10 protein-coding genes are annotated in these 12341 nt (G+C 68.1%); 6 read left to right on the top strand and 4 right to left on the bottom strand.

The genetic code is table 11. The annotated features are described in order from the left end of the window. The first annotated feature begins 216 nt into the window (after window positions 1-216). On the top strand, window positions 217-960 hold the full coding sequence (locus DLM85_RS18715) for a head GIN domain-containing protein (RefSeq protein WP_111479688.1): 744 nt from the start codon (window positions 217-219) through the stop codon (window positions 958-960). 97 nt (window positions 961-1057) lie between these two features. On the opposite strand, the gene DLM85_RS18710 is transcribed toward DLM85_RS18715, so the two are convergent. The 3 genes from DLM85_RS18710 to DLM85_RS18700 all read right to left on the bottom strand — a co-directional run bounded on the left by DLM85_RS18710 (window position 1058) and on the right by DLM85_RS18700 (window position 7088). Beyond that, window positions 1058-3949, bottom strand: coding sequence for a PA14 domain-containing protein (locus tag DLM85_RS18710; RefSeq protein WP_165822203.1), 2892 nt, complete (start codon window positions 3947-3949; stop codon window positions 1058-1060). A 339-nt stretch (window positions 3950-4288) separates the two neighbouring features. Beyond that, window positions 4289-4858 (bottom strand): hypothetical protein, encoded by a 570-nt coding sequence (locus DLM85_RS18705; protein ID WP_111479686.1) that lies wholly within the window; start codon window positions 4856-4858, stop codon window positions 4289-4291. A 106-nt stretch (window positions 4859-4964) separates the two neighbouring features. Further along, window positions 4965-7088 carry an IPT/TIG domain-containing protein gene (locus DLM85_RS18700; RefSeq protein ID WP_111479685.1) on the bottom strand — a complete coding sequence of 708 codons (2124 nt, stop codon included), beginning with the start codon at window positions 7086-7088 and terminating at the stop codon, window positions 4965-4967. A 151-nt stretch (window positions 7089-7239) separates the two neighbouring features. On the opposite strand from DLM85_RS18700, the gene DLM85_RS18695 reads away from it, so the two are divergent. Further along, window positions 7240-7932, top strand: a complete 693-nt coding sequence (locus DLM85_RS18695; protein WP_133257144.1) for a hypothetical protein — start codon at window positions 7240-7242, stop codon at window positions 7930-7932. A gap of 147 nt (window positions 7933-8079) precedes the next feature. On the opposite strand, the gene DLM85_RS18690 is transcribed toward DLM85_RS18695, so the two are convergent. Then, window positions 8080-8991, bottom strand: coding sequence for a DUF72 domain-containing protein (locus DLM85_RS18690; RefSeq protein ID WP_111479683.1), 912 nt, complete (start codon window positions 8989-8991; stop codon window positions 8080-8082). A 345-nt stretch (window positions 8992-9336) separates the two neighbouring features. Here DLM85_RS18690 and DLM85_RS18685 point away from each other — a divergent pair, with 345 nt between their 5' ends. The 4 genes from DLM85_RS18685 to DLM85_RS18670 all read left to right on the top strand — a co-directional run bounded on the left by DLM85_RS18685 (window position 9337) and on the right by DLM85_RS18670 (window position 12336). Then, window positions 9337-10089, top strand: coding sequence for a septal ring lytic transglycosylase RlpA family protein (locus tag DLM85_RS18685; RefSeq protein WP_111479682.1), 753 nt, complete (start codon window positions 9337-9339; stop codon window positions 10087-10089). A 156-nt stretch (window positions 10090-10245) separates the two neighbouring features. Continuing rightward, a complete protein-coding gene (locus DLM85_RS18680; RefSeq protein WP_165822202.1) occupies window positions 10246-10848 on the top strand; it encodes an outer membrane beta-barrel protein in 603 nt (200 codons plus the stop codon). An 18-nt stretch (window positions 10849-10866) separates the two neighbouring features. After that, window positions 10867-11490 carry an outer membrane beta-barrel protein gene (locus DLM85_RS18675; protein ID WP_111479680.1) on the top strand — a complete coding sequence of 208 codons (624 nt, stop codon included), beginning with the start codon at window positions 10867-10869 and terminating at the stop codon, window positions 11488-11490. Between the two features lie 210 nt (window positions 11491-11700). Next, on the top strand, window positions 11701-12336 hold the full coding sequence (locus DLM85_RS18670) for a hypothetical protein (protein WP_111479679.1): 636 nt from the start codon (window positions 11701-11703) through the stop codon (window positions 12334-12336). The last annotated feature ends 5 nt before the right edge of the window (window positions 12337-12341 follow it).

Raw genomic sequence — 12341 nt, 5'->3', positions numbered from 1 at the left:
GGCGGCGTCGCGGCGCTGAAACGCCTGGTAGAAGCGGTGCAGCAGTTCTTCGTTGGGCGTCATGGCAGCGGGCTGAGCGTGGGCCCAAAGCTCACGAAAAAACCGCTGCCGCCGGCGCAAACCGGTGACGCTATACCAATTACCGGAGCCAGCCAGGCAACGGGTGGCGGTATTGCCAACATCTGCTACCTTGAATATCCCATTCAACCTTTGCCTATGAAAACCTCCCGCCTCCCCCACCTGGCCTGCCTGCTGGTGCTGCTGGCCCCTGCCACCGCTTTTCGCCCCGTGGCGCCGGGCCCGCCGCCCGCCGCCCACACCGCCGCCGATACCCGCGAAGTGCGGGCGGTGGGCCCGTTCACCCGCGTGCAGCTAGCCGGCTCAATGGAAGTCATCGTGACGCAGGGCAGCGCGCAGAAAGTGGAAGTCGTAGGCCAGCCCGAGGACGTGAAAGAAATCGAAACCACCGTGGACAAGGGCCGCCTGCGCGTGGGCACCGTCAACCACAGCGGCATCGGCTGGCGCAGCTTTAAGGGCCCGGTGAAAGTGTACGTGACCGTGACGACGCTGGAGGGCCTGAGCGTGAGCGGCTCGGGCAGCCTGCACGCCGACAGCCCCCTGACGGGCAAAGCCGTGAAGGTGGCCGTGAGCGGCTCGGGCCAGCTGCGCGCGCCGCTTACGGCCGAGGTGGTGGAGGCCAGCGTCAGCGGCTCGGGCCAGCTGCGCCTGAGCGGCAGCAGCCGCTCCCTGTCGGCCAGCATCAGCGGCTCGGGGCGCATCGACGCCGGGGAGCTGAAGGCCAGCACCGGCGAGGCCCGCATCAGCGGCTCGGGCATCTGCCGCCTGCACGTGGCCGAAACCCTCGACGCGCACATCAGCGGCTCGGGCAACATCTACTACGCCGGCTCGCCCCGGGTGAGCAGCCACGTCTCCGGCAGCGGCCGCGTCAGCAAGGGCTAAGCCACCGACGGCCAGCCCGTTATCAACCGGCCCGCCAGCCAAACGGCCCGCTCCGCTATCCGCGGGGCGGGCCGTTCGGCTGGCGGGCCGGGGGCGTTTAGTGCACCACGACCTTGGCCACGCTGCGGCCGGCCGGCGTCGTCAGGCGCAGCTGGTACACCCCGTGGGCGAGGCCCGGCGCCGCCAGCTGCTGCTGCTGCACGCCCGGCAGCAGCACCAGCCGCCGCAGCACGCGCCCGCTCAGGTCCAGCAGCTCCAGCCGAGCATCGGCCGGGGCGGGCTGCGGCAGCTTCAGCGTGAAATACCCGTTGTTGGGATTGGGGTATACACTGATAGCCACAGCCTTACCGTCACCCGGCCGCGTCACGGCCACCGCGTCGCTCACGGAGGTAGCCCCGTCGAAGTCCACCTGCCGCAGGCGGTAATAGCTCAGGCCCGGCAGGGGCTGCGCATCGAAGTGGCGGTAGCTGCGGCGGGTGCTGCTGTTCCCGGCGCCCGTGATGCGCGCCACGCTGCGGTAGCTGCGCCCGTCGGCCGAGCGCTCCAGCTCGAAGTGCTGGTTGTTGATTTCCTGGGCCGTTTCCCAGCTCAGCTCCACCTGCTCGCCCACGGCCCGGGCCCGGAAGCCCACCAGTGTGATGGGCAGCGGCCCGCGGGCGGCCTGCAGCGCCGAGCAAAACGCGGTGCCGGCTACCAGCTGCCGGGGCAGCCCGGCGTCGGTGCTTTCCCACTCCAGCTGCAGCACGTTGCTGCCGTTGAACTCCCCGTAGTGCACCAGCAGGTTGTGCAAGCCCACCGTGAGGTACACCGTGCCGCTGATGGTGCGCGGCGAGTGGCCGGTGCCGTTGTCGATGAGGGCCGCCGCCAGCGTGGGCGGCGTGGCCAGGGCATTGTCGTCGAGCCACAGATAGGAGGCATCGTCGGAGGTCAGATGGAACGTGTAGTTGCCGGCCGTGGGCACGTACAGGCTGCCACGGTAGCGGGCGCTGAACTGTTCGGGGTTTTCGTTGGAGCCCTGGGCGGGCGGCACGATGTCGCCCCAGCTACCCACCGCCCCGAAGTTCAGCTGCGGGTCGATGCGCGAGAAGGCCGGGGCTGTGCGCTTGAAAAAGGCCTGATTGTCCGGCTGGTCGTCGAAATACCCCGCGTAATACTCCCCAAACAACCCTGCCGACACCAGGCTGCCGCCCGGGTCGTTGCCGCTGCAGCCCCCGGGCGGCGGCGGCGTCACCACGAAGGCAAACGCCAGCGGCTGCTCCAGGGCGCCCTCGGCGTTGTACACCGCTACGCCCGCCGTGTACTGGCCCTGCGGCACGGAGGCCGCGGCCGTGAGCACGCCGGTCGTGGCGTTGATGCTGATGCCCGCCGGCAGGCTGCCCGCGTTCAGCAGCGCAAAGCCCTGCACCGGCAGCGGGCTGGTGGCAGCGGGCGCGGGCGAGGAGGCGGTCCGCCCGCTCACCGTCGACATGCTGGCCGGGGAGTAGCTGAGCGCGGTGGGCGGCTGGCGCAGCGGCTGCACCACCGTGCACAGGGCGGCGGCCGGCACCGGCTGGCGCGTGATGCCCGCCGCGGAGCTGGCCCATTCCAGCGTCAGCACGTTGCCCCCGCCGCTTTCCCCGTAGTGAATCAGCACGTTGTGCAGGCCAGCGGTCAGAAACACCGTTACCGAGTCGGTGCGGGCCGCGTGCATGCCCCCGTTGTCGATGGCGGCGCGGCTGGTCTGGGCCGGCGCGTCGAGGGCGGCGTTGCCGAGCCAGAGGTAGGAGGCGTCGTCGGAAGTCAGGTAGAGCGTGTAGCTACCGGTGGCAGGCACGTAGAGGCTGCCGCGCAGCCGCACGCTGAAGTCGTCGGGGTCGGCGGCCGAGCCCCCGGCCGGCGGCACGACGCTGCCCCAGCTGGGCGTGTTGGTGAAGTTCACCAGCGCGTCGACGCGCACCAGGTCGGGCGGGGCCAAGAAGAAGCCGTGGTCACTGCCGAAAAAGCCCGCGTAGTATTCCCCGTACAGCCCGCGCGAGGGAGCGGCCCCGCCGGGGTCGGTGCCAGCGCAGCCCGAAGGCGGCGGCGGGGCAATGTCGAAGGTAAAAACGTTGCCGAAGGTGCTGGTGCCGCTGGCGTTGGTCAGCGCCACGGCCACGCTGTAGAGGCCGCTGGGCACGGAGGCCGCGGCCGTGAGCACGCCAGTCGAGGCGTTGATGCTGATGCCCGCCGGCAGGCTGGCGGCGTTGGCCACGGCAAAGGCCGTGACGGGCTGGCCGCCGTCGTTTACCGTCGGCACGCCCGAGCTGATGGCCGCGCCCGCCGCCACCCCGGCCGTGGCGGGGGAGTAGGCAATGCCCTGGGGCACCTGCAGCAGGTTCTGCACGGCCGAGCAGAGGGCCGAGCTGGGTACAATCTGGCGCGTAATACCCGCGGCGGCGCTTTCCCATTCCCAGGTCAGGTTGTTGCCGTAGAGGTCTTCGCCGTAGTGAATGAGCACGCTGTGCAGCCCGGCGCTCAGATACACCGTGGCGCTGCGCTCCAGGGTGCTGTGGCCCCCGCCGTTGTCGATGAGGGCGGCCGCAGTTTGCGCCGGCAGGGCCTGCGCGGCCGCGTCGAGCCAGAGGTAAGAAGCGTCGTCGGACGAGAGAAAGAAGGTGTAGTTGCCGGCGACGGGCACGTAGAGGCTGCCGCGGTAACGGGCGCTGAAGGCGGCGGGGTCGGCGGTCGAGCCCCCGGCCGGCGGCACGATGCTGCCCCAGCTGTCGGAGTCCGGGAAGTTCAGCTGCGCATCGACGCGCGCGAGGCCCGGGGCGTTGGAGGTGAAGAAGTTCTGGTCGTCGTTGAAATAGCTGGCGTAGTATTCAGCGTATAGTCCATTGGTGGCGGGGTTCCCCCCAGGGTCGGGACGGGTGCAGCCGGTGGGTTGGGCCCAGCTCCTTTGCTGCGTGGCGAACAGCAAAAGGAACAGGAGCCAGCCGCTTCGGAGCATGAGCAGCGAAAAGTGCTTCATGGTCATTCAGCGTTGATGGTGGAAAAATGAATCGGCAACTCTCACTAAATATACCCTATCCAAGTACTTTTTGGATGATATTTATAATAATATTTTTTGAAAAGTGAACTTACCCATGGAAATACACAAAATCAGTCTATCATCCAGCTTCCATCCGCGGCCACGGGCGGCCACCGTTGCGTATTCGGCTATACAGCCCCGAAAAGCGGCTTAACAACGCCCCAAACCCACCGCGCCGCGGGCGCCGATTGCATTAGCGGCAATCGGCGCCCGCGGCGCGGTGGGTTTCCAGTGAGGGGCCGCTATTGCCAGCGGCTGAAGCGGCGCTCCGGCCGCCGGTTAGTTGCTGAACAGGCCGCCTTTGCGCGGCTCGGCTTTGGTTTTCTGCTTGCTTTTGCGGCGTTCCTTGTCCTGGTCGCCGCCGAACAGGCCGCCCATGAAGGGCTTTTTCTTTTCCTTGATCAGCACGTAGCGCACCGACACGGCCGTCGGAAAGCGAAACCAGTCCTCGTTGTTCAGCTCCACGCTGGGCTTGAAGTCGACACTGAGCTGCAGCGGCACAATGGGCAGCTTCCACTCGGCGCCCACCATGGCGTCGAAGCCGCCGACGGTGCCGTAGTTTTTGTGGCCGCCGGCGTGGGCCCCGGCACCGAAGTAGTAGTTGAGGGCCGGGCCGAGAATGTGGAAGTGCCGCTCGATGAGCAGGGTGCCCATCACCTCCTGGCTGCGAAAGGTAGCCAGACCTTCTAGGGTGGTTTTTTCGAAGATGCGCTGCTGGGCCGTGAAGCCGTAGTTGCCGCTGCCCAGGCGCAGGCCCACGGCCGTGCGGTATTTCTGGGCCGGGGCGGCGTGGGCGAGCAGGCTGGCGGCAGTGAAGAGTAGCAGCGGACGGAGGCGGAAAGCGGGCATGCGGCGGAAAGGGTGAAGCACGACTCTAACGAGCCAGCCGCTGGCAAAGTACGGGCCAGCTTGGCGGAGTCGCGGCCTTGCCGGTACGGGCCGGGGCCGCCCGCCGTTACTCCACCCGCACGAAGGGCACCGCCCCGTGGGCGCTGCCGTCGTCCCAGCGCAGCACGTACCAGCCGGCCCGCAGCGGGGGCAGGCCGATGCTCAGCGCATTGACGCCGGCCTGCGGCACCACCAGGCGCTGCCCGCCGTAGTAGCGCCCCACGGCGTCGAAGATGCGCACTTCCAGCGCGTTGGAGGGCGCCGGGGCGTTGTACTCCAGGCTCAGCAGCGGGCCGGTGGCGGGGTTGGGGTACAGCAGCAGCGGGGGGCCGCTTTCGCGCACGCCCACCGGCGCGGCGGGCAGGCGCAGGCCGTTGGCCAGCTGCACCTGCAGGCGGTAAAAGCTGGTGCCGCCGAGCGGCTGGCCATCGGTGTAGGCGTAGGTGGCGGCGCCGGCGGCCGGCACCTGCCCGAGGCGCGTCCAGGTGCGCGCATCGGGACTGCGCTCCACGTCGAAGCTCATGCCGCCGCACTCGTTGCGGGCGCCCCAGCTCAGCAGCACCCGGCCGCCCTGCACCTGCGCGCCCAGCGGCGCCGTGAGCGGGGCAGGCTGCTCGGCGGCGGGGCCGCAGGCGCCCGGCGCGAGGCTGCGCAGCTGCGCGGCGTAGCCCCCCAGCACGTCGCGGCCGAAGTTGAGCTGGCGCGTCTGCTGGCCGCGGCCGATGGCATAGTGCATCACCAGCTGCGGCACACCCCCAATCAGGGGCGCAATGACGTGGTTGAGCTGCTGCCCGTGGCCCAGTTCGTGGAGCACCACGGTTTCGAAATCAAACTGCGCGCTGCTGGGTGCGCCGGGCCCGAACTGCCAGCTCACCCCGTCGTCGAACTGCATGTCGATTTCCTTGGCCCAGAAGCGGATGGTGCCGTTGGCCTCGCGGCAGCCCGCGTAGGTGCTGGTGGTGCGCCCCAGCACGGCTGTCGGCAGCTCGGCGCCTTGGTCGAATTCCAGGGCGTTGACGCCGTCGTTGCCGATGCCGCGGGCGGTGCGGGCGCCGCCCAGGTCCCAGTTGATGGCCGTCTGGCAGCGCCAGCTGCTCAAGGCCCGGCCGAAAGCGGCCAGCGCCGCCGCGTTCGAAGCCAGGGCCGGATCGGGCTGGAAGGTGTAGCCGCCGGCGCCATTCTGGTTGATATGGCCGGGGCGGTAGGTTACGCCCGAGGTGGTTTCCTGCACGTTGGTCAGCGCGTAGCGCACTGTGAAAGGCAGCAGCGGCGGGCTGCCGGCCGCCTGCTGATCGGCCGTTACCACCCGGAAGGGGCCGCTGCCGGCCGGGTCGGCGGTGCTGCTGTAGGAAGGCACGCGCACCTGAATGCGCGCATCGGACCAGCTCAGCACGTCGCGGGCGCTGACGCGGGTAAAGGAAACGCCCCCGTCGTCGGCGTTGCGAAACTCCACGCTGCCGGTGGCCGCCCCGAAGCCGGCTCCGCTGATGGTCAGCACCGAATCGGCCCCGGCCACGAGGGCGCGCGGGCTGAAATCGGTGATGAGCGGCGCGTTGATGCCACGGGCTTCGGCCGGGTGCTGGCGGCGGCGCAGCGCGGCCGCCAGCGCGGGATTGGGGACCAGCTCGCGCAGGGCCTGACCGGTCAGGGCCGTCTGGGCGCGGTAGAAGTTTTCGTCGAGCAGCGGGTACTGCCGAAACGGCTCGTGGGCCGTGGCCGTCACCACGTCGTAGCGCACGAAGCCCTGCCGGCTGGCGTAGGCGGTCCAGGCCCCGGCCGGCGCCGCGCCGGCAAAGCCGGCGGGCGTCAGAAACAGCAGGCCCTGCTGGCCGGGGCTGAGGCGCAGCGTGTTGGTCAGCGTCTGGAGCGTGTCGCCCACGGCGCCGCCTTCGGTCACGACGGTGAGCGGCGCGGCGGCGGGCCACTGGCCTTTCAGCAGCTTGTACACGCGCAGGGTGTTGGCCGTGTAAATGCGGCGGTGCGCGTTGTCCCAGTAGCTGCGTTGGCTCAGCACTTCGGCCTCCACCACTAGCGCGGCGGCCTGGGCGCGCCGGGCCGGGTCGAGGGGCAGCAGCAGGCAGCGGGTTTCATCGGCGGGGCCGATAGCCTGAGCCGAGGCGGGCAGCTGGCTCAGGCTGAACAGGCAAGCAAGCGCGCTGACGAGCAGCCGCGGGAATACAGGTGCGGGCATAGGAGCGGAACGACGAAGGCCGGAGCAACATACGAGATTTGGCGCGCCGCCGGCTGGCCCGGGCGTGGTTTGCCGCGGCCCTCACATGATCGGGTGAGCGGTGCAACACCGGCGGCAGGCGGCGCACTCTTAGCCACAACTCCCCTTTTGTATGGCTACTCTTGCTCGCTTCTGCGGCAGTGCGCTGCTCCCGACGTTGCTCGGCGCCGCCTCTTCTCCTTCGTTGTACGCCCAAACCGCCCCGCTCGGCAGCAGTGAGCTGCTGCGCGGCCTGCCCCCGGCCTCGCTCGCCCCGGCGGCGGCTCCCGCCGCCTGCCCTTTGCGGCCCGCGCGGGTGGGCGTGCTCAAGGTGGGGCTGGCCGCCAGCCAGGCCTGGACGCGGCCAACCGGCCTGACGCTGCCCGTGAGCCTGGGCTACGAGCGGCGGCTATTTTTCGGCCTGAGCGTGCTGGCCACTTTCACCTCCGTCTACGACCCGGTGCGCCCGCCGCAGCCGGGCCAGCCCGAGGTGCCCGGCCTCGCGCAGTTCGACGTCACCTCGGGCCTGCGCTACTACCTGCCCATCCGGAGCCTGCGCGACGAAACCCGCGAAGAGTTCAGCGGCCCTTACGTCAGCCTGCTGGCCAGCCGCACCTTCCAGCACACCCTGCAGCCCGAAGCCGCGGGCGGTGCGGCCTACAGCTACCAGCTCCGGCGGGCCAACCAGCTGGTGGCCGGCTACCAGCTGCCGCTGGGCCAGCGCGGCTTCCTCGACGCCTCGGCGGGCCTGAAAGTAGCGCGCGGCGGCCCGGCCGGGCGCAAGCTGGCACCGGCGGCCGGGCTCACCGTGGGACTGTTTTTTTAAATCACTACCCCAACAACGATTTAGGCTGTGTGGCCAGCAAGCAACAAGAACGTCCTGCGGAGCCCCGCGAACCGCAGGCCGGCGCTGCGCCCGGCATGACCGCTCAACGGGCTAACGGCTTACCCAAGCTGCTACTGTCCACAGACCCTAGAACAGCCGGCCCTGCACCGGCTGCACCACCAGCTGCGGCTGGGGCAGCTCGCGCCCGGTGAGCTTGCCGAGGCGCTGCAGGAAGTACCGGGCCCAGGTGGGAGCGTCGTTCACGTCGCGCTGGTGGATGAAGAAGTAGGCCTCGTGCAGACCGGTGGCCAGCCAGTCGGCCAGGCGCTCGGCCCAGGCGTCGGCGCGCAGGTAGTCGCTGCGGTGCAGGGCGTGGCCGTTGAAGCGGATAAAGGCCCGGGGCGTGGTCAGGCGCTGGTGCAGCACGTCGCGGCGGCCGGCCACGTCGCTGATGACCCAGGTTTTGCCCAGGGCTTCGAGCAGGGCGCCGGTTTCGGCCAGCACGCCCGGGTCGTGGTACCAGGCGGGGTGGCGCAGCTCCACGGCCAGCGGCAGGTGGGCGGGCCAGTCGAGCAGGTAGCGCTCCAGGCGCGGCAGCTGGGGCGGGGCGAAGTTGGGCCCCATTTGCAAAAAGGCCATGCCGAGCTGCTCACCCAGGTTTTCGAGGGCCCGGCAGAAGCTGTTGGTCAGGTCGTCGGCGCGGTACAGCTCCCGGTCGTGGCTGATGCTCTGGGGCACTTTGGGGCAGAAGCGGAAGTGCGCAGGCACGGCGGCCCGCCAGCGGCGCACCATCTCGGCATCGGGAATGCGGTAGTGCGTCACGTTGACTTCCAGCGAGTTGAACTGCCGGCCGTAGTATGCCAGCTGCTGGTCGTCGCGCAGGCCCAGTGGGTACCAGGTGCCCAGCCAGGCTTTGTTGGTCCAGGTAGGGCAGCCGACCCAGAGGGGCGCCGGCTCGGCCGGTGGGGCGAGGCGGGCCAGCAGGGCGGCGGTGTCGGGGTGGTCGGGCGGCAGGCGAAAGTCGATGCCGCGCACGTCCGGAAGTCGGCCAAAATCCATGGGTAAACTTACGACAAGGCGCCGGCGGGGCTACTAGTTCCTTAAGCATTATTTTTTACTTCTGCAACCAGCACTTGGACAAAAGACGGAGGCCGGCGGGCATTTTTTTTCAGCGGCGGATAATCTTATTTCTGCCGGTCACCCGGCTTCGTCTATATAGAATCCAAACCTACCCTTCAGGAAACACAATCAGGGATTTTGCATCCCTGGCCGAGTTAGGGCTAATGCAAATTTTACAGGAAAAGGACAATTTTTAATCTATATTGACCGCGAGCTGGGCTTTCGGTTTGGATTGTATTTCGGATAGGCTAATAGATTTGGCCTGTTCACCATAGCAGAGAATGAATGAAGTTTAAACAACGACAGAACCTCTCGGGCTTGCTGATGACGTGGCTAACGGCCCTGCTGCTGGTAGTCACCTCGCTGTCCTCCTTCGCCGACGATACGCCCAATGCCACGGCCAGTAAAAGCGCCGTGCTCCGGGGCCGCGCCTCCTGGTACGGCCGCGAGCATCAGGGCCACCGCACCAGCAACGGCACGCGCTTCGACCGCAACAAGTACACCTGCGCGCACAAGACCCTGCCCTTCGGCACCAAGCTGCGCGTGACCAACCCCGAGAGCGGCAAAGCCGTGGTGGTGCAGGTCACCGACCGCGGCCCGTACCGCCACCAGCGCATCCTGGATCTGTCGGAAATTGCCGCCCGCCCGCTCGACATCGTGCGCATGGGCGCCTTGGGCGTCGTGGCCGAAATCGTGCCCGACGATACGCCCCTCGGCCCGGTGGCCGGGACCGTGAAGGTGCCCGAGCCCGAAGCCACCGACGTGGCCGTGACCGACACCACGCCCGAGCCCGAAGCCACCTACGTGGTGCAGGCCGGCACGTTCGGTGAGCTGCGCAACGCCGAGGCCCTGATGGCCCAGATCAAGTCGCTCGACGCGCAGCTGCCCGTGGCCGTGCGCCAGGACAACGTAAACGGCCGCCCGCTCAACCGCGTCATCGTGGGCCAGCGCATGCCCCGCAGCGTGGCCGACGACCTGTGGCAGCGCCTGCAGAACCGCGGCATCAGCGGGCTGGTGCGCCAGGCGGAGAACTTATAGCGCCGCCCGACCGGCGCCTTATTCCTGACCGCCCCGGCTGCTCGGCAGCCGGGGCGGTTTTCGTTGCAACCTATATTTTCGTGGCCGGCTCTATGCAATAGCGGCGGCCTCCCGGCAGTTATGGAGCTGCTTTTTCTATCCTTTTTCTCATCCGGTATGCAAAAACCATTATTAGCGCTGGCTGCCTGCGGCCTGTTACTACCTGCTGCCCAGGCTCAGACCGAGCGCGGGGCCAAGCTGCTGGGCGTCTCAGTGGGCAACTTGAGCTACAGTCGAACCAAATACTCCGGTTCGGCCTTTTCGGCGGCGCTGCATCCCACGGCGGCTTATTTTCTGGCCGATAACCTGGCGCTGGGGGCTGGCCTGAACCTGAGCTACGGCCGGCAGCGCTCAAACGGGGCTCAATACTACCGTGAGTTTGGCTACGGCCTGGCGCCTTTTGTCCGTTACTACCTGCCGGGCAGCAGCCGGCACCGCGTGTTCGGGGAGGTCGGCGCTGACGTGGGCCGCACTCACTACCGGGGCTTGGATTACCGCCCGGTCATCGGGCCGGGGACGTGGGATTATTATACGCGCAGCGCGGGCACCTTCGGCTACCACGGCACCCTGGGCTACAACTTCTTCCTGACGCCCAACGCGGCGCTGGAGGCCTCGGCAGGCTACTACCGCGTGGCGCACGACCCGATTTTCAATCCGCGCCACGTGGTCGATGTGCGCCTTGGCTTCAGCGTACTCTTGCCCGCGAGCGGCAGCAATTAACCCTTGTATTTCAGCACGATGCACAAATACCTTTTGTTGCTGGCCGCAGCGGCCCTGGCGCTGCCGGCCCAGGCCCAGACCGAGCGCGGCGCCAAGCTGCTGGGCGTGTCGGTGGGCAACCTGACCTACACCCGCTACGCCGATACAGACAACTCGTTCACGGCCGCCGTGTACCCCAGCGTCGGCTGGTTCGTGGTTGACCGGCTGGCGGTGGGCACCGGCCTCCCGTTCAGCTACAGCCGCGCCCGAACCACCTACTCGGGGGCCGACGGCCCGGTTGTCAGCATCGCACGCAGCTGGAGCTACGGTCTGGCGCCCTTTGCGCGCTATTACTTCGTCGATGCCAGCAAGCACAAACTGTTTGCTCACCTCAGCGGGGAAATAACGCGCTACAACAACAGCGGCGCGCGGCGCGAAAACGGCCGCACCATCAATGAAACCCGCTACAACGAAACCATCAAAGGCTGGTTTGCCGGGGCTGGCTACAACTACTTTCTAACGCCCAGCGTGGCGCTGGAAGCCACGCTGGGCTACCGGCGCAACAACCAATTCTCCTACCTCAGTAACCACAGCCGGGGCTCGGTGGACGTGCGCCTGGGCCTGAGCGTGTTCCTGCCGTCGGGTGTCACCGGTACGCCATAAAGCACGCCTGGCCAGCCTATGCGCCGCGCTACCCCTGCTAAACCGGGGTAGCGCGGCGTTTTTTGGTATCAGGGCCCGGCTGACACCAAGTGCCCGACCGGGCCCCGAACCACCAGTTTTCGGGCATCACGGTGCGGGCTTGCAACTGTAGCCGCCCCTTATGCCTCCGGTATACAGCGGCGCAGCCGTTGCTACTTCCCTCCCTTTCTTATGACTAAGCACTTGTTACTCCTGGCTGGCCTGATTGGGCTGGCCGGCGGCTCGGCGCATGCCCAAACCGAGCGTGGCACCACCCTCATCGGCCTCTCGGCCGGCAACCTGAGCTACGGCCGCGCCACCGACGGCTTTCGGCAGCTCTCGGGCACGCTCACGCCCACGGTGGGCCGCTTCGTGGCCGATAACCTGCTGGTGGGCGTGGGCGTGCAGCTCGGCCACAGCCGCTCCGAATCCACCTACACCGGCTACTACTATGAGCCCTGGACGTCGACGAGCGGGTACGGCACCATCGGGTATTCGCGCCGCAACTGGTCGGCGGGCCTGACGCCGTTTGCCCGCTATTATTTCCTGGGCCGGGGCCGGCACCGCCTGTTTGCCGAAGCCAGCGTGCATGCCCAGCACAACTGGACGCTGGAGCGGTACGAAACCGAGCAGGGCCGCCTCAGCAACCCGCAACGCTTCGTTTCGCTCGGGGCCCGGGCGGCGGTGGGCTACAGCTACTTTATCAGCCCGCGCACGGCCCTGGAGGTCAGCGCGGGGTACCAGCGCACCTACGCGCCGAGTGGTGCTACGGGCAAGCTCGACGGCCGCATCGGCATCAACTTCCTGCTGCCCGCGGGCAAGCGCTAACGCGG

The organism is Hymenobacter edaphi (assembly GCF_003258365.1).
Taxonomy (GTDB): domain Bacteria; phylum Bacteroidota; class Bacteroidia; order Cytophagales; family Hymenobacteraceae; genus Solirubrum; species Solirubrum edaphi.
This window is presented reverse-complemented; position numbering and strand designations above follow the sequence as displayed.

Bases quoted from the DNA above. Each gene is read 5' to 3' on its own strand.
- DLM85_RS18715 (WP_111479688.1), top strand. From the start codon at position 217: ATGAAAACCTCCCGCCTCCCCCACCTGGCCTGCCTGCTGGTGCTGCTG.
- DLM85_RS18710 (WP_165822203.1), bottom strand. From the start codon at position 3,949: ATGAAGCACTTTTCGCTGCTCATGCTCCGAAGCGGCTGGCTCCTGTTC.
- DLM85_RS18705 (WP_111479686.1), bottom strand. From the start codon at position 4,858: ATGCCCGCTTTCCGCCTCCGTCCGCTGCTACTCTTCACTGCCGCCAGC.
- DLM85_RS18700 (WP_111479685.1), bottom strand. From the start codon at position 7,088: ATGCCCGCACCTGTATTCCCGCGGCTGCTCGTCAGCGCGCTTGCTTGC.
- DLM85_RS18695 (WP_133257144.1), top strand. From the start codon at position 7,240: ATGGCTACTCTTGCTCGCTTCTGCGGCAGTGCGCTGCTCCCGACGTTG.
- DLM85_RS18690 (WP_111479683.1), bottom strand. From the start codon at position 8,991: ATGGATTTTGGCCGACTTCCGGACGTGCGCGGCATCGACTTTCGCCTG.
- DLM85_RS18685 (WP_111479682.1), top strand. From the start codon at position 9,337: ATGAAGTTTAAACAACGACAGAACCTCTCGGGCTTGCTGATGACGTGG.
- DLM85_RS18680 (WP_165822202.1), top strand. From the start codon at position 10,246: ATGCAAAAACCATTATTAGCGCTGGCTGCCTGCGGCCTGTTACTACCT.
- DLM85_RS18675 (WP_111479680.1), top strand. From the start codon at position 10,867: ATGCACAAATACCTTTTGTTGCTGGCCGCAGCGGCCCTGGCGCTGCCG.
- DLM85_RS18670 (WP_111479679.1), top strand. From the start codon at position 11,701: ATGACTAAGCACTTGTTACTCCTGGCTGGCCTGATTGGGCTGGCCGGC.